We start from the raw sequence: 17,380 nt of genomic DNA, 5'->3' as shown, positions 1-17,380 counted from the left end.
CCCTTCGTTCGAGGTTCGGGGAGGTTTACGCCGCGACCTGCAGGACGTCGTCGCCCTTGTTCCAGTTGCACGGGCACAGCTCGTCCGTCTGGAGCGCGTCGAGCACGCGCAGCGTCTCGGCCGGGTTGCGGCCGACGTTCAGGCCATTGACCTGCACCGCCTGGATCACATTGTCCGGATCGACGATGAAGGTGGCACGATAGGCGACATGCTCGTTCTTATCGAGGATGCCGAGCGCCTCCGCCAGCTTCGCGCCGTTGTCGGCGATCCACGGGAAGTCGGCCGCCGCGAGATCGGGGTCGGACTTGCGCCAGGCGAGGTGGACATGGGCGGTGTCGGTCGAGGCGCCGATCAGCACCGCGTCGCGATCCGCGAAGTCGCCGTTGAGCTGGCTGTAGCCGACGATCTCGGTCGGGCAAACGAAGGTGAAGTCCTTCGGCCAGTAGAACAGCACCTTCCACTTGCCCGGAAAGGCAGTGGTGAGGTCGAGCGTCTCGCCGGCCGGCAGCGCGCTGGTGCCCTGCTGGACGGGAACGGTGATGGCGGGGAAGGTGTCGCCGATGGTCAGCATCTTATTCTGGCCTCCTGGTTGAAAATCCTCAGCCGAGCTTCGCCGACGTGGCGATTCGGCTGGTCGAGAGCGTCGATATAGGCGTTCCCCTGATCGATCCAACAGGCTATTCCATATTGATAGATCGACGGAGACGATCAGTGGCGCAAACCTATCTTCCCACGTTGAAGCAGCTTCAGTATTTGATCGCGCTCAAGGATCACGGCCATTTCGGCCGCGCGGCGGAAAGCTGCTTCGTCACCCAGTCCACCCTGTCGGCGGGCATCCGCGAGCTGGAGATGCTGATCGGCGTCACGCTGGTCGAGCGCACGCGGCGCGTGGTGCGTTTCACCCCGCTGGGCGAGCGGATCGCGGGCAAAGCGCGCAAGGTGCTGCGCGAGGCGGAGGAGCTTGGCGACATGGCGCGCGCCGCCGGGCGGCCGCTGTCCGGCGAGATGCGGATGAGCGTGATCCCGACGATCGCGCCCTTCCTGCTGCCGCGCATTCTGCCGCGGTTGCGCGCGGACTATCCCGATCTCAAGCTGTTCCTGCGCGAGGAGCCGAGCGCGGCGGCATGCGATTCGCTCCACAACGGGCGGGCGGATTGCGTGCTGCTCGCGCTGCCCTATGCCTGCGGAGAAGTCGCGACCCGGCCGCTGTTCGACGATCGGCTGTTCGTCGCCTTCCCCGAGGGCGAGATGGGCGCGGGGACTGCGCCGGTCTCCGCCAACGAGATCGACGAGACGCGGCTGCTGCTGCTCGAGGACGGGCATTGCCTGAAGGAGCATGCCCTCGCCGCGTGCAACCGCCCGGAGTTGCGCGCCGAGGCGCAGATGCTCGGCACCTCGCTGCATACGATCGTGCAGATGGTCGACAACGGGCTGGGCGTGACGATGCTGCCGGAAATGGCGCTGAAAGCGGGCATCCTCGATCACACCGCGATCCACGCCCGGCCGCTCGCGGGCGAGCATCCGCTGCGCACGATCGCGCTGGCATGGCGTCGCGCCTCGCCACGCGAGCGCGATTTCCTGCTGTTGGCCGAGGTGCTGGCGGAGGCGGAATAGCCGCGTCGGCAGTCAATCCCACCGCGCCGCCGCGCCGCGATCCCCGTCGCGCTGCTCGACCCAGCGCGCCTCCGCGCCGCGCCGCTCGCGCTTCCAGAAGGGCGCGTCGGTCTTGAGCCGGTCGATCAGGAAGGCGCAGGCCTCCAGCGCCGCCGCGCGATGCGGGGCGCAGGCGGCGACGAACACGATCCGCTCGCCCGGCGTCATCGCGCCGACGCGGTGGACGATCGTCGCGGCCGCCAGCGACCAGCGCGCGGCCGCCTCCCGCGCCAGCCGCTCCAGCGCCGCCTCGGTCGCGCCGGGATAATGTTCGAGCGTCAATTCCTCGACCCCGTCGTCGGCGCGGACCAGCCCGGTGAAGGTCGCGACCGCCCCGCCCCGCTCCGCGCGCGCATGTTCGGCGGCGAGGTCGATCGGCTCGGGCGAGACGCGGATATGGATCATCCGCCCGTCACCGGCGGGAACAGCGCCACCTCGCGCGCACCCGCGATCGGCGCGTCGAGCGGCACGAAAATCTGGTCCACCGCCGCGCGCAGCCGCGCGCGATCGGCGAAGGCGGCGGCGTGGCCCTCGCCGCGCCCGGCGAGCCAGTCGACCAACGCGCCGACGGTGACGGTGCCAGCGGGAGGATCGACCTCCTCCTCGCCGACGCCGATCCGCTCGCGCACCCAGGCGAAATACAGGACGCGCATCAATCCATGTGCTTCAGGCCGACGCGCAGGTAATCCCAGCCGGTGACGACCGTCAGCCCGGCCGCGCCCCACAGCGAGACGAGGCCGACCAGCTTCACCCATGGCTCGCCCGGCAGCGCACCGGCGAGGATCAGCGCGCCGAGCGCGACGAGTTGCAGAGTCGTCTTCCACTTAGCCAGCCGCGAGACGGGGACGGAAACCTGAAGCTGGGCGAGGAACTCGCGCAACCCCGATACCGCGATCTCGCGCAGCAGGATGATGATCGCGGCGATCAGATGGACACCCTCGATGTCGCGCGTCGCGACGAGCATCAGGATCACGGCGGCGACCATGATCTTGTCCGCGATCGGATCGAGGAAGATGCCGAGCCTGGAGACCGCGCCCTGCGCGCGGGCGAGATAGCCGTCGAAATAATCGGTGACGCCCATCAGGCAATAAAGCGCGAAGGCGAGCCAGTAACCCGCCGTCCACGCCGGCCACCACAGGCAGGCGACGAGCAACGGCACCGCGACGATCCGCGACAGGGTAAGCAGGTTCGGCACGGTCAGCATCACAACGAGACTTAGGGAGCAAAAGCGATCAGGACAACGCCGGCCTGCATCCGGGTGCGCGCGGGCCGTCGGCGGCCGTTTAGCGGTTGGCGTCCGCCGCCGCGCTGCGCTATGCCACGCCGCAATCCGCCATATCCGGGCTGCTTCCCACCATGATCAATGCCCTCGGGCTTCTCAAGCGTCGACGTTTCCTGCCGCTTTTCTCCACGCAGTTCCTGGGCGCGTTCAACGACAATCTGTTCAAGACGGCGATGGTGCTGTTCGCCACCTATGAGATATTCGCCGATCCGCGCCAGGAGAGCTTCTTCAACGCGCTGGCGGCGGGACTGTTCATCCTGCCCTTCTTCCTGCTCTCGGCGCTGGCCGGGCAGATCGCGGACACCACCGACAAGGCGCGGATCATCCGCTACGTGAAGATCGCGGAGTTCGGCATCATGGCGCTGGGGAGCGGCGGCCTGCTGCTCGCGCGCGCGGACGTGCCGACCATCCCGGTCGTGCTGATGCTGGCGGCCGTGACCGGGCTGGGCGTCCACTCCACCTTCTTCGGCCCGATCAAATACGCCATCCTGCCGCAGCATCTGGACGAGGACGACGTGCTCGGCGGCACCGGGCTGGTCGAGGCGGGCACCTATCTCTCGATCCTGATGGGCACGATCCTCGCCGGCTTCATCTATCGCTCGGTGGCGCTGGTGGCGTTGCTCACCTTCGCGGTGGCGCTTGCCGGCTATCTCACCGCGCGGCAGGTGCCCCCCGCCCCGCGCCTCGGCCCGCCGCTAACGCTCGATCTCAACCCGTTCCGCGCCTCGTGGCGACTCATCAACGGCACGATGCACATCCCGCGCCTGTTCCTCGCGATCTGCGCGATCAGCTTCTTCTGGACGATCGGTTCGGTGCTGGTGGTGATCTTCCCGCCGCTGGTGAAGAACGTGCTGACCGCCGACGCCAGCGTCGCGAGCCTCGTGCTGGCGATCTTCTCGATCGGCGTGGCAATCGGATCGGTGGTGATCAACCTGATGTTGCGCGGGCATATCTCCGCCAGATTCTCCCCCGCTTCCGTGATCGCGATGGCGGGGGCGGTGCTCGCCTTCTGGTTCGCCGTGCGGCACTGGACGCCGGCGCCGGCCGGCACGCTCTACGGCATCGCGGATTTCATCCATGTGCCGGGCGCGGCGTTCGTGCTGCTGTCGCTGATCGGGGTGGCGGTGTTCGGCGGCATGTTCGTGGTGCCGCTCTACGCCTTCCTCACCACCACCGTGCCCAAGGACCAGACCGCGCGGACGGTGGCGGCGAACAATGTCGTCAACGCCGGGGCGATGACGATCGGATCGGTGCTGGTGGCGGGCCTGACGTGGTGGGGCGTCACCCCCAACGACCTGTTGCTGGCGGTGGTGGCGATGTGCTTCGTCTCCGCGTGGCTGGCGCAGAAGCTGCACCTCGCCTGCGACTGAGGTCTATTTGACCCGCACCCAGGTCGGCGCGTGATCGCTGGCCTTTTCGCGCCCGCGATAATCGCGGTCGACGCCCGCCTCCACCAGCCGGTCGGCGGCAGCGGGGCTGAGCAGCAGATGGTCGATGCGGAAGCCCGCATCGCGCTGCCACGCGCCGGCCTGATAGTCCCAGAAGGTCCACACGCGCCCCTGCGGATGGCGGGTGCGCAATGCGTCGGTCCAACCCTGCGCGACCAGCGCGCGATAGGCCGCTCGACTCTCCGGCTGCATCAGTGCGTCGTCGGCCATCGCGCGGACCGAGAAGGTGTCGTCGTCGTTCGGGATGACGTTATAATCGCCCGCCAGCACCGCCGGCACTTCCTCCGCCAGCAAGGCGCGGGCGCGATCCGCCAGCCGCTCCATCCAGCGCAGCTTGTAATCGAACTTCGGCCCCGGCTGCGGATTGCCGTTGGGCAAATAGATCGAGGCGATCACCAGCCCGTCCACATCGCATTCGAGATAGCGGCTGTGCGCATCGTCGGGATCGCCCTCCAGCCCGCGCTGGCGCTCGACCGGATCGGCCGCGCGCGCCAGCACGGCGACGCCGTTGAAGCCTTTCTGACCATGCCACACCGCGCCATAGCCGGCGGCGCGGATATCGGCCTCCGGGAAAGTGTCGTCGCTCGATTTCAGCTCCTGAAGGCAGACGATGTCGGGCTGCTGCTCGGTTAGATATTCCAGCAGGCGCGGCAGGCGCGCCTTGATGCCGTTCACATTGTAGCTGACGATCTTCACGCGCGCTCAGACCGAGAAGCTGGTGCCGCAGCCGCAGCCGGACGCGGCGTTGGGGTTATCGACCTTGAACGCCGCCCCGCCGAGCGATTCGACATAGTCGACCGACGCGCCGCGCACGAGATCGAGACTGACGTCATCGACCACCAGCTTCACGCCGTCGGTCTCGGCGATCGTGTCCCCGGCCTCCGGCGCGTCGGCGAAACCGAAGCGGTACTGGAAGCCGGAGCAGCCGCCACCCTCCACTGACAGCCGCAGGATCGCCGGCTTGCCCTGTTTCGCCGCGATCGCCGCGACGCGGGCGGCGGCGGCGGGGGTGAGCGCGATATCGGAAAGGACGCTTGCCATGTGTGCGAGATAGGCGGTGCCGCCCCGGTCGGCAACCGGGCGCGGGAACCGCCGCGAGACGCCGGTGTTTGTCCTCTCCGTGCCGATCACGGGGGAAAATCACGCGCCGCTATCGACTGCCGGCCCGTCATGCGGCACGGTGCGCGGCATATGACGGCGCGCGCTGCTTTGCACGACAGGGTGATTCCGTGCCTCGCGATGCTGGCCGCGATCGCGATCGCCGGCTGTCACCGCAAGCCGCCGCAACAGCCGCCGCCGCGCCTCGAAACGCCGGTGCAACTGCCGGAAGCCACGTCCTCGATCGTCGTGCCGATCACCGCGCGGCTGGGCGATCTGGAGCGCTCGATCAATCGCGAGATGCCGCTCACCCTGTGGTCGATCGACCGCGTCGAGGATCGCTGCGTCCCGGCGCAGCGGCTCAAGCTGTTCGGCAAGCGCGTGAAGGTCACGCCCGACCTGCGCTGCCGCATCGTCGGCACGGTGCGGCGCGGGCGCGTCACGCTGGCAGGCAGCGGCAAGACGCTGCGGCTGACGCTGCCGGTCAACGCGACGATCAGCGCGGAGGATATCGGCGGCCTGATCCGCCGCGAAACGGCGACCGGCGCCGCGACCGTCCACGGGAACGTCCGGCTGGATATCCGGCCGGACTGGACGCCCACCGCCAAGGTCTCGATCGATTATGACTGGACGACGCCCCCCGGCGTCACCCTGCTCGGCAAGCGCATCACCTTCGTCGACAAGGCGGACGACAAGCTCGCGGATGTCGTGGCGAAGCTGGAGCGCGACCTGCCGAAGCAGCTCCGCGCGCTCGATGCCCGCAAGGAGGCGGCGGAGGCGTGGCGGCAGGGCTTCGCCACGCTGCTGCTGAATCGCGAAAATCCCCCGGTATGGTTGCGCATCGTGCCCACGCGGATCGGCTTCGCCGGCTATCGGGTGCAAGGCCGCAACCTGGAGCTTACCGCGACGGCGGAGGCGCTGACGCAGACCTTCGTCGGCGATCGCCCCACCGATCCGACGCCGACGCCGCTCCCCGATCTCGCCCGGCAGGTGAAGCAGCCGAAGCTCGCCTTTCAGATCCCGGTGCTGGCCGATTACGCGCAGCTGGAGCCGGTACTGACCCGCGCGCTCGCCAAGCTCGCCGCGCGCGGGATCACCATTCCACAGGCAGGGCCGGTCGATGCGAAGTTCAGCGACGTCACCATCTACGCCACCTCCGGCGGACGACTTGCGGTGGGCATCACGGTCGACGCGAAGCTGAAATCGGGCCTCATCGACCATACGCGCGGCCGGGTATGGCTGACCGGCATGCCCTATAACGACGCCAATTCGGAACTGGTCGAGATCCGCGACCTGCGCGTCGCCGCCGATACCAATCGGGAGACGGTGAACCTGCTGATCCAGCTATTCCAGACGCCGGACGTGGTGGAGGCGATCCGCCGCTCGCTGACGCAGGATTTCGCCAACGATTACGCCAAGGTGCTGCGCTCCGCCCGCGCCGCGATCGCCGAGCGCCGGCAGGGCGATTTCGTGCTGCGCGCGGATATCGGGGAGGTGACGCACGGCCGCGTCGTGCCGACCGGCCAGGGCCTGTTCATGCCGGTGCAGGCCTATGGCACGGCATCGATCGCCTATCGCCCACGCGTGGCGAAGAAACGCTAGCTTCGGCGGCCGCGCGCCGCATCGATGCTCCAGCTCCCCGGCCCGGCGAAGACGAGATAGAGGAAGATGAAGCAGAACAGGACCGCCGCATCCCCGCCGTTCCCGCCGGGCCAGAAGCCCTGCGGCATATGCGCGGTGAAATAGGCGACCGCCATCTGCCCGGAGCAGATGAAGGCGGCGAGCCGGGTGAACAGGCCGAGCGCGAGGAGCGCCCCACCGACCACCTCGATCACCGCCGCGACCAGCAGGATCGTCGGCAACGGGTTCGGCACGCCCGGCTGCGGCAGCGGGAAGGCGAACAGCTTCATCAGCCCGTGCTCCATGAACAGCAGTGCGGCCATGATCCTGAGGATGCTCAACATCCGTGGCCGCCACGCGGCAAGAATCTGCTGCATCGAACCCCTCTCCTTCCCCGCCACTCCAGCGGCGGCACCTTTCCTATAGCAGAAAAGTCCAGAAGCAGATGAAGAAGGCGGTGAAGCTCAGCACGAACAGCTTCAGGTCATGGTCGTCATCGCGCTGCCGGGCGGCCAGCGGCGGCGGCAGAGAGCGGCGAAACGGATGGCCTGCGGCTTCGTTGGTCAGGACGAGCGGTCGTTTCATGTGCGAGAGTTAATATTCTGTTTACGATTCCCGCCATGCCTAAAGAGCGTTAACGCGGGCACTGTCCTGACGTGGCACAGAAGGAGGGAAGATGCCGCTCTACGAATTCCACGGAAAACGGCCGAATTGCCACGCCACCGCCTGGGCCGCGCCCAGCGCCGACCTGATCGGCGACGTCGTGCTGGCGGAGGAAGCGAGCGTCTGGTTCGGCGCGGTGATTCGCGCGGACAACACCACCATCGCGGTCGGCGCGCGCAGCAATATCCAGGACGGCGCGATGCTCCATTCCGATCCCGGCGCGCCCTGCACCGTGGGGGAGGATTGCACCGTGGGCCATCACGCGATCCTGCACGGCTGCACCGTGGGGGACCGCGCGCTGATCGGCATGGGCGCGATCGTGCTCAACCATGCGGTGATCCCGGCGGATTGCATCGTCGGCGCCGGCGCGCTGGTGACGGAGGGCAAGACCTTCGAACCGGGCAGCCTGATCGTCGGCTCACCGGCCAAGGCGGTGCGCAAGCTGGACGACAAGACCATCGCCTTCCTCAAGCTCTCCGCGCAAGGCTATGTCGGCAAATCGCGCGAGGCGATGAGCGATCTCAAACGCGTCGACCCCGCGTGAAACCGCCGGTGGACAGATGGTAACGGCGTTGACATAACGCGGGTTATGACGGTCCCGACCATTCTCTCCCGCCTGCGCCTGCCGATCATCGGCTCGCCCCTGTTCATCATTTCCGGCCCGGATCTGGTGATCGCGCAATGCAAGGCGGGGATCGTCGGCTCCTTCCCGGCGCTCAACGCGCGGCCGCAGGGGCTGCTCGACGAATGGCTCCATCGCATCACCGAGGAGTTGGCGGCGCACAACCGCGCGCATCCCGACCGGCCCGCCGCCCCCTTCGCGGTCAACCAGATCGTCCACAAGTCGAACGACCGGCTCGGGGCCGATCTCGCGGTGTGCGAGAAATGGCAGGTGCCGATCACCATCACCTCGCTCGGCGCGCGCGAGGAATTGAACCAGGCCGTCCATAACTGGGGCGGCATCACCTTCCATGACGTGATCGACGACCGTTTCGCGCGCAAGGCGGTCGAAAAGGGCGCGGACGGGCTGATCCCGGTCGCCGCCGGTGCTGGCGGTCACGCCGGCCGCCTCTCCCCCTTCGCGATCGTCGGCGAGATCCGCCAGTGGTTCGACGGGCCGGTGGCGCTGTCCGGCTCGATCGCGACGGGCGATGCGGTGTTGGCGGCGCAGGCGATGGGGGCGGACTTCGCCTATATCGGCTCGCCCTTCATCGCCACGGCCGAGGCCAATGCCGACGAGCGGTACAAGCAGGGCATCGTCGAGGGCCGCGCGGCGGATATCGTCTATTCCAACCTGTTCACCGGCGTCCACGGCAACTATCTGCGCGGCTCGATCACCGCCGCCGGGCTGGACCCGGACAATCTGCCCGCGGGCGACTACAAGACGATGAACTTCGGCCAGAGCAACGGCGCGAAGGCGAAGGCGTGGCGCGATATCTGGGGTTCGGGCCAGGGCATCGGCGCGGTGAGCAGGATCGAGCCGGTCGCCGATCGCGTCGACCGGCTGGAGCGCGAATATCGCGCTGCGCGGTCGCGGCTGGGGCTGGCCGGCGCGGCCTGAGGCCCGGACTCAGAAAACCAGCGACAGCCGGTCGAGCATCTGCCGCGCGGGGCTTTCGTCCGGCAGGCCGGCGACCTGCGCCGCATCCAGCCGCGCGACCCGGCGGTGCAGATCAATGCTGGACGCGATCATCTGCCGCGCCTGCTCGGGAAGTCCGCGCAGCAATTCCGCATCGGTGTCCGGCGCCGCGCCCAGCCGGCGCGAGGGATCGAGCGCGTCACGCGCGGCAAGCTCGCCCTGCTGGATCGCGCGCTGAGTGAGCAGCCAGGCGATGACGTGCATCAGCCGCGTCGTCACCTTCAGCGATTCGCACGAGAAGCTGACGCGCATCATCGGCGGCAACGCCTCGCGCTCGACCCGTCCGCCCTCGTCGAAATAGCTGCGCGCCTCGTCGGCGAGGAGCATCGCCTCTGTATACAGTCCGTCGATCAGCCGGCGATGCACCGCCGAATCATAGTGTCCGCGCCCCATCGCGAATGGGTGACAGGTTTTGCGATTTTTCGCCACGGCCAGCACGCCTGAAATCCGCGAGATCGGTCCCGAACAGAAACAGGCGGGCGGCGCGCCGACTCCCCGTTTCCCGCTCCGTCAGGCGATGATGTCGGGGATCAGTTGATCCTCCAGCGCGGCGATCTCGTCACGCAGGCGCAACTTGCGTTTCTTGAGGCGAGCCATCTGGAGCTGGTCGACCGTGCCGGCACCGCCCAGCGCGACGATCGCCGCGTCAAGATCGCGATGCTCGATCCGCAACGCGTTCAGCCGCACCGTCAGTTCATGCTCGTCCACCCGCTCACCCTCCGTCTTTGTCCCTAGCAGAAGCGGCGCGCGCGTGGGTGACAATTTCTCGTGTCGCACGCGCAATGTCGCGCCGACGGCGCTCCCGATCGAAACCGGGCAATTTCGGTGGCGACTTTTCCCGCGATCAGTGTTCTACTCCCTAGTCCCTTCAATATGACCTAGGAGGTTCCTGCCATGCAGACTGCGCATCTTTCGGCTCTTGAGGCCAAACATGCGGTTCTGGACCGGCGCATTGCCGAGGAGGAGCATCGCCCGATGCCCGATACGTACCTGGTGGCGGACCTCAAGAAACAGAAATTGCGCGTGAAAGAGGAAATCGCGCTGGCGCATTGAGCCAAGCGGGGCGCCCCGGCCGGGGCGCCCTTTTCAATTCAGCCGATCTGCCGCGCCGCGTTCTTGCGAGTCGCCGCGCCATAGGGCGGCTTGAGTCCCGCCAGCTTCGCCACATCGACTCGCGCCTGCTTGTAGACGGCCTTCGGATGGCTGAACGTCACGAAGCCGTCGCGGCCGTGATAGGCGCCCATGCCGGACGGCCCGACCCCGCCGAATGGCAGGTCCTCCATCGAGACGTGGAACACCACATCGTCCAGCGTGACCCCGCCGGAGATGGTGCGATCGAGCACGCGGCGACGCTCCGCCGCATCGGGGCCGAAATAATATAGCCCGAGCGGCCGGTCGCGACGGTTGACCTCGCCGATCGCGCCCTCGATCCCGTCATAGCGGCGCACCGGCAGGACGGGGCCGAATATCTCCTCCTGCATCAGTGTCATGTCGTCGGTCACGTCGCGGACGATGTGCAGCGGCATCTTGCGCGAATTGGTGCTGGCAAAATCCTCGCCCGCCGGATTGACCACCTCCACCGTCGCCCCCTTCGCACGGGCGTCGTCGATCCAGGCGTTGAGCCGCTGGAAGTGCCGGTCGTTGACGACGCTCGTATAGTCCGGGTTCGACACCAGCGTCGGGTACATCGCGGTCGCCGCATTCTGCAGGCTGTCGACCAGTTCCCCTTCCCGCTCCGAAGGCACCAGCACGTAATCGGGCGCGAGGCAGATCTGCCCGGCGTTGAGCATCTTGCCCAGCGCCACCCGCTGCCCGACCTGCGCCAGATCGGCGCCCTTGCCGACGATCACCGGCGACTTGCCGCCCAGTTCCAGCGTCACCGGCGTCAGATTGTCCGCCGCCGCGTGGAGGATATGCCGGCCGATGCCGGTCGCGCCGGTGAACAGCAGGTGATCGAACGGCAGCTCGGCGAACGCCTTGCCCACCTCCGGCCCGCCGGAGACGAACGCCAGTTCGGTGCGGTCGAAATATTTCCCGACGATCTCCTCGAACAGCGCCGCTGTCGCGGGGGTGAATTCGCTGGTCTTCACCATCGCGCGATTGCCCGCCGCGAACACGCCAGCGAGCGGCGCCATCACCAGGTTCACCGGGAAGTTCCACGGCGCGATCACGCCGATCACGCCCTTGGGCTGGTATTCCACCCACGCCCGCGCGCCGAGCAGCCCGAGCGGGAATTGCACCGGCCGCCGGTCGCGCTTCGCCCAGCGATCGAGATGCTTGAGCGCGTGATTGATCGGGCCGATCGATCCGGCGATATCCGTCACCATCGTCTGATCGGCGCTACGGTGCCCGAAATCCTCCGACAGCGCGTCGCAGAAGCGTTGCGCATGGTCGCGGATCATCGCCGCCGCCCGCTTCAGTCGGTCCTTGCGCAACGCAAGCGGCTCGGGCAGCGCCGCCATGAAGCTCTCGCGCTGCGCCGCCAGTATCTCCTGCATCCTGCCCCTCCTGCTATTTCTTCGCGCAGCCGATCAGGCCGCCGAGCGGCATGATGATACCATCCTTCGCGCCGCGGTCGATCCTCAGCGTCGCCGAGGAGATCAATGCGCCGTCGGCAAGATCGGCGCGGTGGGTGACGGCCAGTTCGAGCCGCACCGTCACCTCGCCCAGCCGATATTCGCTGACCGGCGCGAAGCCGAGATCGGGCGATCCGCTTTGCCCGACGCGCGGATAGTCCGCCACGACGCCGTCCAGCGCGAGCCGGATGCCGGCCGGGTCCGCCATCGCCATCGCGGCGAGCACACGGGTCGAACCGGTGGAGAACAGATAAGCGGCGCAACCGCGCGCGGGCAGCGATTGCGTGGCGAGGCCGCTGATCGGCGAGCCGTCGATCGACGCCGGCAGTGGAGGGGGCGGATCGGCAAGCAGCGCGAGGAGGAGCGCGATCATGCGGCCATCCCTATCATCATCAGCCATGCGGGATAAGCCGCGACGGCGAGGAACGCGCCGAACGGCAGCCGCGCATCGCTGGAGAGCGGCCGCCCGCGCATCCGCTCGAACAGCGCCAGCCCCAACCCGACCAAAGCGGCCAGCACCACCACGGCGGGCAGCAGCCGCCAGCCGAGCCACAGCCCGATCGCGCCAAGCAGCTTGGGGTCGCCTCCGCCCAGCCCCTCGCGCTTTCGGAGCAGCCGGTAGAGCGCCGCGATCGTCCACAGGCTCGCGAACCCCGCGACGCCGCCGAGCAGCCGCTCCTCCAGCAGTGGCGTGATATCCAGCGCCCCCGCCGCCAGCCCAGCCAGCGCCAGTGCGCCGGTCAGCGCGTCCGGCAGCCACAGCGCCGCGACGTCGAGCGCGGCGAGCGTCAGCAGCAGCCAGCCGAACAGCGCTCCCGCCAAGCCAGCGATTCCCGGCGCGACATAGCCCGCCAGCGCGCCGATCAGCGCGCACCCCAGCTCGATCTGCCAATGCCGCCGGTCGATCGCCGCGCCGCATGTACGGCAGCGCCCGTGCAACGCCAGCACGCTCAGCAGCGGGACAAGCTCACCCGCACCCAGCCGATGCCCGCAGGAATCGCAGGCGGATCGGCCATGCGTCACGCCGCGCCCTTCGGGCCAGCGGATCACGATCGTCGCGAGGAAGCTCCCCGCTACCGCCCCTCCGGCGAACAGCAGCAGCGACCACAAGGCCTCAAACGGCACGCTTGCGCACCAGATAGCGATAGACGCCGAACAGGTTGATCCCGAACAGCACGACATTCTGCGTGCCCAGCGCCCAGTCGCGGGTCAACGCCGCACCGGCGATCCACGCGATCGACGAGCCGACGAAGATCACGAAGCCCCAGCCGGTCACCTTCCGGCCACTGTCCAGCGACACCATGAAGGCGGCGATCGTCCCGCTGATCGAGGCGGCCCATTTCAGCGACTGGATCAGTATCTCCATTCCGTTCTCCTATCGTTTGAAAAGCGCGCCGTCGCCGACTAGATCGCGCTCAAACTTACGGAGCAGCGAAATGGCCACCGATCCCGTCGTGATTCTTTCCTATGCCCGCACCCCGATGGGGTCGTTCCAGGGCAGCCTTTCGGGTGCGTCCGCGACCGAGCTGGGCGCCACCGCCGTGAAGGCCGCCGTCGAGCGCGCGGGCGTGGACGGCGCGGATGTCGAGCGCATCTACATGGGCTGCGTGCTTCCGGCCGGTCTGGGCCAGGCCCCGGCGCGTCAGGCGGCGCTCAAGGCCGGCCTGCCGCAATCGGTCGAGGCGACCACCGTCAACAAGATGTGCGGATCGGGCATGCAGGCGGCGATCATGGGCGCGGAGGCGCTTACCGCCGGCACGGTCGACCTCATCGTCACCGGCGGCATGGAGAGCATGACCAACGCCCCCTATCTGCTCCAGAAGCACCGCTCCGGCGCGCGGCTCGGGCATGACCGGGTGATGGATCACATGTTCCTCGACGGGCTGGAGGACGCTTATGAGCCGGGCAAGGCGATGGGCGTGTTCGCGGAGGAGACCGCCGGCGAATATCAGTTCACCCGCACCGCGCAGGACGATTACGCCATCGCCTCGCTCACCCGCGCGCAGGAGGCGCAGAAGTCCGGCGCGTTCGATCGCGAGATCGTCGCCGTCGAGGTGAAGGGCCGCAAGGGCGTCGAGACGGTCGACAAGGACGAACAGCCGCTGAAGGGCGACCCCTCCAAGATCCCCGGCCTCAAGCCGGCTTTCGCCAAGGACGGCACGATCACCGCCGCCAACGCTTCCTCGATCTCGGACGGCGCGGCCGCGCTGGTGCTGACGCGCGAGAGCGTCGCCGCTGAAAAGGGGCTGAAGCCGGTCGCGCGCATCGTCGCCACCGCCGCCCATGCGCATCAGCCGGCGAAGTTCACCACCGCGCCGGTCGACGCGATCCGCAAGGTGCTGGACCGAGCCGGCTGGAAGGCCGCCGACGTCGATCTGTTCGAGGTGAACGAGGCATTCGCTTGCGTCTCGATGATCGCGATGCACGATCTCGGGCTGGATCACGCCAGGGTCAACGTCAACGGCGGCGCGACCGCGCTGGGCCATCCGATCGGCGCGTCCGGCGCGCGGATCATCGCAACGCTGATCGCCGCGCTCCAGAATCGCGGCGGCCGGAAGGGCGTCGCGTCGCTGTGCATCGGCGGCGGCGAGGCGACGGCGGTCGCGCTGGAACTGGTGGACTGATCGGCGCGGGGGAGAGCAACTGCCTCTCCCCCCTGCCCTCAAACCTTCGCCCGGAACGGCGTGAAATCGGTGTGGCGATCATACACGTCCACGCCCTCGCGCCGTTTCAGGAAGCCGACCACCGCATAGGTGAACGGCGTCAGCAGCACCTCCCACGACACCTTGAGCACGAACTGGCTCAGCATCACCAGCAGCATCGCATGGACCGGCCAGTCCGGCGCGCCGAGGAAGGCGAGCGGGTAGAAGATCAGGCTGTCCACCCCCTGCCCCACCACGGTGCTGCCGATCGTGCGCGTCCAGAGGTATTTGCCCTCGGTCCAGATCTTCATCTTGGCGAGGACGAAGCTGTTGGCGAACTCGCCGGCCCAGAAGGCGCAGATCGATGCGGCGACGATGCGCGGCACCTGCCCGAACACGCTTTCATAGGCGGCCTGCCCGGTCCAGCCGACGTCCGGCGGCAGCGCGACGACCACCCACGACATGAACACCATGAAGATCATCGCGCCGAAGCCCGCCCAGATGCAGCGCCGCGCGCGGGCATAGCCGTACACCTCGGTCAGCACGTCGCCGAGGACGTAGCTCACCGGGAAGAACAATATGCCCGCGCCGAACGGCCACGGGCCGATTCCGGGCAGGTCGATCACCGCCCGCTTGCCCGCGCCGATCACGTTCGAGAGCAGCAGGATGGTGACGAACGCCGCCATCACGAAATCGAAATAGCGGAAATGGCCCCCGGCCACCGCCCGCGCATCCACCGCCCGCAGCGGCTGGTCCTCGTCCCCGTCCATGATCGCGATGATGCAACCAGTTTCGCCCGCCCGCAATCCGCGCTAGGCGCATCCGCGTGCGCGCCCGTAGCTCAGTTGGATAGAGCACGAGCCTTCTAAGCTTGGGGCCGCAGGTTCGAATCCTGCCGGGCGCACCATTTCCGGTCAGCTTTGGGCACAGCAGTGTCCGGCTTTTGGGATGCGATCACCGCCCTTTCGAGGGCGGTATTTCTGCCGGTGATACGGATATTCTGGTCTCCCACTTCGACACGTTCGACCAGCAACTGGATATACTCACGCCGCACCCGCGGGTCCGGGCCTCGCAGCTTCTGCCGGAGGAGATCGCCGAATCTGGTGACGATCTCTGGGGTGATGCGGCGATTTTCAGCTTCGAGCTGATGTTCAAGAACATCGACGTTGGCCTGAGTGCTCATGCGTTGTGCTCGAATGTTGGCGACCTCACTGGCGATGTGGGGATCGTCCGGACTGAAGGTCTTGTTGCGGACGAGCTTGATAACCAGTGCGCTCTCGCCGTCCAATGCCGTCAGGCGGGCGCGAAGACGCTTCAATTCCGCTTTGCGCTCCGCAACCGCAGTTGCGGAACGATCAAGCCAGGTCTGCAGGAGCGCGTTGAGTCGCTCGGGCTGAGAGAGATGGTCGGCTACAGCGTCGGTGACGATCGTATCGAGTTCCATTCTCGGAACCCACCGGCCCTGACACTTCGTCGAGCCCTTATTCGCGCGGCCCAGACAGGCGTAATAGCTATGCCGGCCGGAGCCTCCGGTTCGTGCCCCCATCGTGGACCCGCAACCATCGTTGCCACAGCCACAGACGGCGCGCTTGGTGAGGAGGCTTGTGTTGGTCTTCTCTGCATCGACGCCCATTTTCGGATCGCGATCTGCCATCTGCTTACGGACGGCGTAGAAGGTCTCTTCGCTGATGATTGGCGGCACGGGGATGGGAACCCATTCCGTTTCCGGTCGAACTTCACCGGTGCGTGAGCATCGGCGATTGTAAATGACATAACCGATGTATGCCGTGTTCGTCAGAATGTCGTGGACCCTCGAATGGCTGAACTCTTTGCCCTGAATGCGCTCGCCGCGCTGGTTGAGATGGTCGGCAAGCGTGGTGACGCCCACGGGGCCATCGGCCGTGCCCTCCAGATAGGTTTTGAACATATAGCGGACGAGATCGACGGTCTCGGGGTCATGCTCGAGCTTCTTGCGATCCTTGCCGCGCGGCTGGGGAACGGCATAGGTGCGAAAGCCGAGGGGCGGGGTCTGACCGTTCCAAAAGCCGTTCACGGCGTTGGCGACCATCGCGCGCCGAACATGCTTGGCGTTCTCGGCCGAGTGATATTCGTCGAAGATGGCGAGCATGGCGACGGCCATGTCGGAGGCGGGATCGTCGCCGAAATTCTGGGTGACTGAGATAATTCTGATCTTCTTGCAGCGCAGGCGCTCGCGATACTGCATGAAATCGAGCGCGTTTCTGAAAAGTCTTGAGAGGCTGTGAACGAGGATGATGTCGACGGGATGTTCGTCACTCTCGATCCAGGTGATCATCTTCTGGAATTCAGGCCGATTGTCGTCGGTCGCGCTGCCTGCTTCGGAGTAAATCCTGGTTTTTCTGGCTCCGGCTTCGTCGATCCACCTTTCCGCGGTGTCGATCTGGTCGGGCAACGACAGGTCGTTTTTCTCCTGCCGCGTTGTCGAGACGCGTGCATAGATAACGACGCGCTTTCCCTCGAACATGTCATTTGCCATCGCCACGGTCTCCAAAGAGGGATGCAATTTCCGCGCCGAAGAGACGATCGATCAACGTCGCCTCGGCGTCCAGCGTCGACAATGAATCGCCGAGCATGGTGGTGACAAGCCCTACGGTAGTCGCGACGGCGTCCACCGCTGGTGCGGAGTGCACCTTGCGCTTTCTGGATGATGGCCTGCCGCGTGTCATGCGGCAGACCTGGCAGGATCACCGCCTCATAGCGGAGGGGACTACTCGCGATTC

General features: G+C 67.1%; 24 protein-coding genes and 1 tRNA gene. 8 read left to right on the top strand and 17 right to left on the bottom strand.

The genetic code is table 11. The features are described 5' to 3' along the window. Positions 1-25: 25 nt before the first annotated feature. Positions 26-571, bottom strand: a complete 546-nt coding sequence (locus tag F9288_RS11350; RefSeq protein ID WP_174836896.1) for a peroxiredoxin — start codon at positions 569-571, stop codon at positions 26-28. Positions 572-711: 140 nt separating this feature from the next. Here F9288_RS11350 and F9288_RS11345 point away from each other — a divergent pair, with 140 nt between their 5' ends. Beyond that, positions 712-1,614: a hydrogen peroxide-inducible genes activator gene (locus tag F9288_RS11345; RefSeq protein ID WP_174836895.1), complete on the top strand. Its 903-nt coding sequence runs from the start codon at positions 712-714 to the stop codon at positions 1,612-1,614. A 12-nt stretch (positions 1,615-1,626) separates the two neighbouring features. On the opposite strand, the gene F9288_RS11340 is transcribed toward F9288_RS11345, so the two are convergent. The 3 genes from F9288_RS11340 to pgsA are packed head-to-tail and all read right to left on the bottom strand — an operon-like array spanning position 1,627 to position 2,857. Further along, entirely contained in the window at positions 1,627-2,058 is a 432-nt protein-coding gene (locus F9288_RS11340; RefSeq protein ID WP_174836894.1) for a molybdenum cofactor biosynthesis protein MoaE, read from the bottom strand. Beyond that, entirely contained in the window at positions 2,055-2,306 is a 252-nt protein-coding gene (moaD, locus tag F9288_RS11335) for a molybdopterin converting factor subunit 1 (RefSeq protein WP_174839039.1), read from the bottom strand. The genes F9288_RS11340 and moaD overlap by 4 nt, the downstream gene beginning before the upstream one ends. Then, entirely contained in the window at positions 2,306-2,857 is a 552-nt protein-coding gene (gene pgsA / locus F9288_RS11330; protein WP_174836893.1) for a CDP-diacylglycerol--glycerol-3-phosphate 3-phosphatidyltransferase, read from the bottom strand. Before pgsA ends, moaD begins: the two co-directional genes overlap by 1 nt. Positions 2,858-3,009: 152 nt before the next feature. Here pgsA and F9288_RS11325 point away from each other — a divergent pair, with 152 nt between their 5' ends. Further along, positions 3,010-4,305, top strand: coding sequence for an MFS transporter (locus F9288_RS11325; RefSeq protein WP_174836892.1), 1,296 nt, complete (start codon positions 3,010-3,012; stop codon positions 4,303-4,305). Between the two features lie 3 nt (positions 4,306-4,308). Here F9288_RS11325 and xth read toward each other — a convergent pair whose 3' ends face one another. Both xth and erpA read right to left on the bottom strand, forming a co-directional pair. Then, positions 4,309-5,079, bottom strand: a complete 771-nt coding sequence (gene xth, locus F9288_RS11320) for an exodeoxyribonuclease III (protein WP_174836891.1) — start codon at positions 5,077-5,079, stop codon at positions 4,309-4,311. 6 nt (positions 5,080-5,085) lie between these two features. After that, complete coding sequence (gene erpA, locus F9288_RS11315; protein ID WP_174839038.1) at positions 5,086-5,424, bottom strand: iron-sulfur cluster insertion protein ErpA; 339 nt, start codon at positions 5,422-5,424, stop codon at positions 5,086-5,088. Between the two features lie 150 nt (positions 5,425-5,574). On the opposite strand from erpA, the gene F9288_RS11310 reads away from it, so the two are divergent. After that, the gene (locus tag F9288_RS11310; RefSeq protein WP_174836890.1) at positions 5,575-7,083 is read left to right on the top strand and encodes a DUF4403 family protein; all 1,509 of its coding nucleotides are present in this window, start codon (positions 5,575-5,577) and stop codon (positions 7,081-7,083) included. Here the strand turns inward: F9288_RS11310 and F9288_RS11305 are convergent. Together F9288_RS11305 and F9288_RS11300 are read right to left on the bottom strand one after the other, a co-directional pair. Next, positions 7,080-7,478: a DoxX family protein gene (locus tag F9288_RS11305; RefSeq protein WP_174836889.1), complete on the bottom strand. Its 399-nt coding sequence runs from the start codon at positions 7,476-7,478 to the stop codon at positions 7,080-7,082. The two genes, F9288_RS11310 and F9288_RS11305, sit on opposite strands and share 4 nt — an antisense overlap. A gap of 43 nt (positions 7,479-7,521) precedes the next feature. Next, positions 7,522-7,686: a hypothetical protein gene (locus F9288_RS11300; RefSeq protein WP_174836888.1), complete on the bottom strand. Its 165-nt coding sequence runs from the start codon at positions 7,684-7,686 to the stop codon at positions 7,522-7,524. 91 nt (positions 7,687-7,777) lie between these two features. On the opposite strand from F9288_RS11300, the gene F9288_RS11295 reads away from it, so the two are divergent. Both F9288_RS11295 and F9288_RS11290 read left to right on the top strand, forming a co-directional pair. Beyond that, positions 7,778-8,308 (top strand): gamma carbonic anhydrase family protein, encoded by a 531-nt coding sequence (locus F9288_RS11295; RefSeq protein ID WP_174836887.1) that lies wholly within the window; start codon positions 7,778-7,780, stop codon positions 8,306-8,308. Between the two features lie 45 nt (positions 8,309-8,353). After that, complete coding sequence (locus tag F9288_RS11290) at positions 8,354-9,325, top strand: nitronate monooxygenase family protein (protein WP_174836886.1); 972 nt, start codon at positions 8,354-8,356, stop codon at positions 9,323-9,325. A gap of 9 nt (positions 9,326-9,334) precedes the next feature. Here F9288_RS11290 and F9288_RS11285 read toward each other — a convergent pair whose 3' ends face one another. Beyond that, positions 9,335-9,796 (bottom strand): DUF1465 family protein, encoded by a 462-nt coding sequence (locus tag F9288_RS11285; RefSeq protein WP_174839037.1) that lies wholly within the window; start codon positions 9,794-9,796, stop codon positions 9,335-9,337. Positions 9,797-9,913: 117 nt separating this feature from the next. Next, positions 9,914-10,111, bottom strand: coding sequence for a YdcH family protein (locus F9288_RS11280; RefSeq protein ID WP_174836885.1), 198 nt, complete (start codon positions 10,109-10,111; stop codon positions 9,914-9,916). Between the two features lie 186 nt (positions 10,112-10,297). Here F9288_RS11280 and F9288_RS11275 point away from each other — a divergent pair, with 186 nt between their 5' ends. After that, the gene (locus tag F9288_RS11275) at positions 10,298-10,456 is read left to right on the top strand and encodes a YdcH family protein (protein ID WP_174836884.1); all 159 of its coding nucleotides are present in this window, start codon (positions 10,298-10,300) and stop codon (positions 10,454-10,456) included. A 38-nt stretch (positions 10,457-10,494) separates the two neighbouring features. On the opposite strand, the gene F9288_RS11270 is transcribed toward F9288_RS11275, so the two are convergent. From F9288_RS11270 to F9288_RS11255, 4 genes are read right to left on the bottom strand one after another with little or no spacing between them, the layout of a single operon-like run. Further along, positions 10,495-11,901, bottom strand: coding sequence for a coniferyl aldehyde dehydrogenase (locus tag F9288_RS11270; protein ID WP_174836883.1), 1,407 nt, complete (start codon positions 11,899-11,901; stop codon positions 10,495-10,497). A gap of 13 nt (positions 11,902-11,914) precedes the next feature. Continuing rightward, on the bottom strand, positions 11,915-12,352 hold the full coding sequence (locus tag F9288_RS11265; protein ID WP_174836882.1) for a hypothetical protein: 438 nt from the start codon (positions 12,350-12,352) through the stop codon (positions 11,915-11,917). Continuing rightward, positions 12,349-13,104 (bottom strand): A24 family peptidase, encoded by a 756-nt coding sequence (locus tag F9288_RS11260; protein WP_254620845.1) that lies wholly within the window; start codon positions 13,102-13,104, stop codon positions 12,349-12,351. Before F9288_RS11260 ends, F9288_RS11265 begins: the two co-directional genes overlap by 4 nt. After that, positions 13,094-13,345, bottom strand: a complete 252-nt coding sequence (locus tag F9288_RS11255; protein ID WP_174836880.1) for a hypothetical protein — start codon at positions 13,343-13,345, stop codon at positions 13,094-13,096. The genes F9288_RS11260 and F9288_RS11255 overlap by 11 nt, the downstream gene beginning before the upstream one ends. A 70-nt stretch (positions 13,346-13,415) precedes the next feature. Here F9288_RS11255 and F9288_RS11250 point away from each other — a divergent pair, with 70 nt between their 5' ends. Further along, a complete protein-coding gene (locus F9288_RS11250; RefSeq protein ID WP_174836879.1) occupies positions 13,416-14,603 on the top strand; it encodes an acetyl-CoA C-acyltransferase in 1,188 nt (395 codons plus the stop codon). 38 nt (positions 14,604-14,641) lie between these two features. Here the strand turns inward: F9288_RS11250 and F9288_RS11245 are convergent, their stop codons facing one another. After that, positions 14,642-15,391 (bottom strand): queuosine precursor transporter, encoded by a 750-nt coding sequence (locus F9288_RS11245; RefSeq protein WP_174836878.1) that lies wholly within the window; start codon positions 15,389-15,391, stop codon positions 14,642-14,644. A gap of 60 nt (positions 15,392-15,451) precedes the next feature. Here F9288_RS11245 and F9288_RS11240 point away from each other — a divergent pair. Next, positions 15,452-15,528 (top strand) — tRNA-Arg (locus tag F9288_RS11240). Here F9288_RS11240 and F9288_RS22395 read toward each other — a convergent pair. Both F9288_RS22395 and F9288_RS11225 read right to left on the bottom strand, forming a co-directional pair. Beyond that, positions 15,487-17,124: a recombinase family protein gene (locus F9288_RS22395; RefSeq protein WP_368076235.1), complete on the bottom strand. Its 1,638-nt coding sequence runs from the start codon at positions 17,122-17,124 to the stop codon at positions 15,487-15,489. The two genes, F9288_RS11240 and F9288_RS22395, sit on opposite strands and share 42 nt — an antisense overlap. A 1-nt stretch (position 17,125) precedes the next feature. Next, positions 17,126-17,326 (bottom strand): hypothetical protein, encoded by a 201-nt coding sequence (locus F9288_RS11225; protein ID WP_174836877.1) that lies wholly within the window; start codon positions 17,324-17,326, stop codon positions 17,126-17,128. Positions 17,327-17,380: the final 54 nt, after the last annotated feature.

This window comes from Sphingomonas sp. CL5.1, assembly GCF_013344685.1.
Taxonomy (GTDB): Bacteria; Pseudomonadota; Alphaproteobacteria; order Sphingomonadales; family Sphingomonadaceae; genus Sphingomonas.
The sequence above is the reverse complement of the archived record's forward strand: the minus strand, read 5'-3'. Positions and strand labels throughout refer to the sequence as shown.

What these genes read in the sequence shown, in the direction of transcription:
- pgsA (WP_174836893.1), bottom strand. Translation starts at nt 2,857, where the DNA reads ATGCTGACCGTGCCGAACCTGCTTACCCTGTCGCGGATCGTCGCGGTG.
- F9288_RS11270 (WP_174836883.1), bottom strand. Translation starts at nt 11,901, where the DNA reads ATGCAGGAGATACTGGCGGCGCAGCGCGAGAGCTTCATGGCGGCGCTG.
- F9288_RS11350 (WP_174836896.1), bottom strand. Translation starts at nt 571, where the DNA reads ATGCTGACCATCGGCGACACCTTCCCCGCCATCACCGTTCCCGTCCAG.
- F9288_RS11340 (WP_174836894.1), bottom strand. Translation starts at nt 2,058, where the DNA reads ATGATCCATATCCGCGTCTCGCCCGAGCCGATCGACCTCGCCGCCGAA.
- F9288_RS11295 (WP_174836887.1), top strand. Translation starts at nt 7,778, where the DNA reads ATGCCGCTCTACGAATTCCACGGAAAACGGCCGAATTGCCACGCCACC.
- F9288_RS11285 (WP_174839037.1), bottom strand. Translation starts at nt 9,796, where the DNA reads ATGGGGCGCGGACACTATGATTCGGCGGTGCATCGCCGGCTGATCGAC.
- F9288_RS11275 (WP_174836884.1), top strand. Translation starts at nt 10,298, where the DNA reads ATGCAGACTGCGCATCTTTCGGCTCTTGAGGCCAAACATGCGGTTCTG.
- F9288_RS11225 (WP_174836877.1), bottom strand. Translation starts at nt 17,326, where the DNA reads ATGACACGCGGCAGGCCATCATCCAGAAAGCGCAAGGTGCACTCCGCA.
- F9288_RS11290 (WP_174836886.1), top strand. Translation starts at nt 8,354, where the DNA reads ATGACGGTCCCGACCATTCTCTCCCGCCTGCGCCTGCCGATCATCGGC.
- erpA (WP_174839038.1), bottom strand. Translation starts at nt 5,424, where the DNA reads ATGGCAAGCGTCCTTTCCGATATCGCGCTCACCCCCGCCGCCGCCGCC.
- F9288_RS11245 (WP_174836878.1), bottom strand. Translation starts at nt 15,391, where the DNA reads ATGGACGGGGACGAGGACCAGCCGCTGCGGGCGGTGGATGCGCGGGCG.
- F9288_RS11310 (WP_174836890.1), top strand. Translation starts at nt 5,575, where the DNA reads ATGACGGCGCGCGCTGCTTTGCACGACAGGGTGATTCCGTGCCTCGCG.
- F9288_RS11250 (WP_174836879.1), top strand. Translation starts at nt 13,416, where the DNA reads ATGGCCACCGATCCCGTCGTGATTCTTTCCTATGCCCGCACCCCGATG.
- F9288_RS11325 (WP_174836892.1), top strand. Translation starts at nt 3,010, where the DNA reads ATGATCAATGCCCTCGGGCTTCTCAAGCGTCGACGTTTCCTGCCGCTT.
- F9288_RS11300 (WP_174836888.1), bottom strand. Translation starts at nt 7,686, where the DNA reads ATGAAACGACCGCTCGTCCTGACCAACGAAGCCGCAGGCCATCCGTTT.
- F9288_RS11255 (WP_174836880.1), bottom strand. Translation starts at nt 13,345, where the DNA reads ATGGAGATACTGATCCAGTCGCTGAAATGGGCCGCCTCGATCAGCGGG.
- moaD (WP_174839039.1), bottom strand. Translation starts at nt 2,306, where the DNA reads ATGCGCGTCCTGTATTTCGCCTGGGTGCGCGAGCGGATCGGCGTCGGC.
- F9288_RS22395 (WP_368076235.1), bottom strand. Translation starts at nt 17,124, where the DNA reads ATGTTCGAGGGAAAGCGCGTCGTTATCTATGCACGCGTCTCGACAACG.
- F9288_RS11265 (WP_174836882.1), bottom strand. Translation starts at nt 12,352, where the DNA reads ATGATCGCGCTCCTCCTCGCGCTGCTTGCCGATCCGCCCCCTCCACTG.
- F9288_RS11305 (WP_174836889.1), bottom strand. Translation starts at nt 7,478, where the DNA reads ATGCAGCAGATTCTTGCCGCGTGGCGGCCACGGATGTTGAGCATCCTC.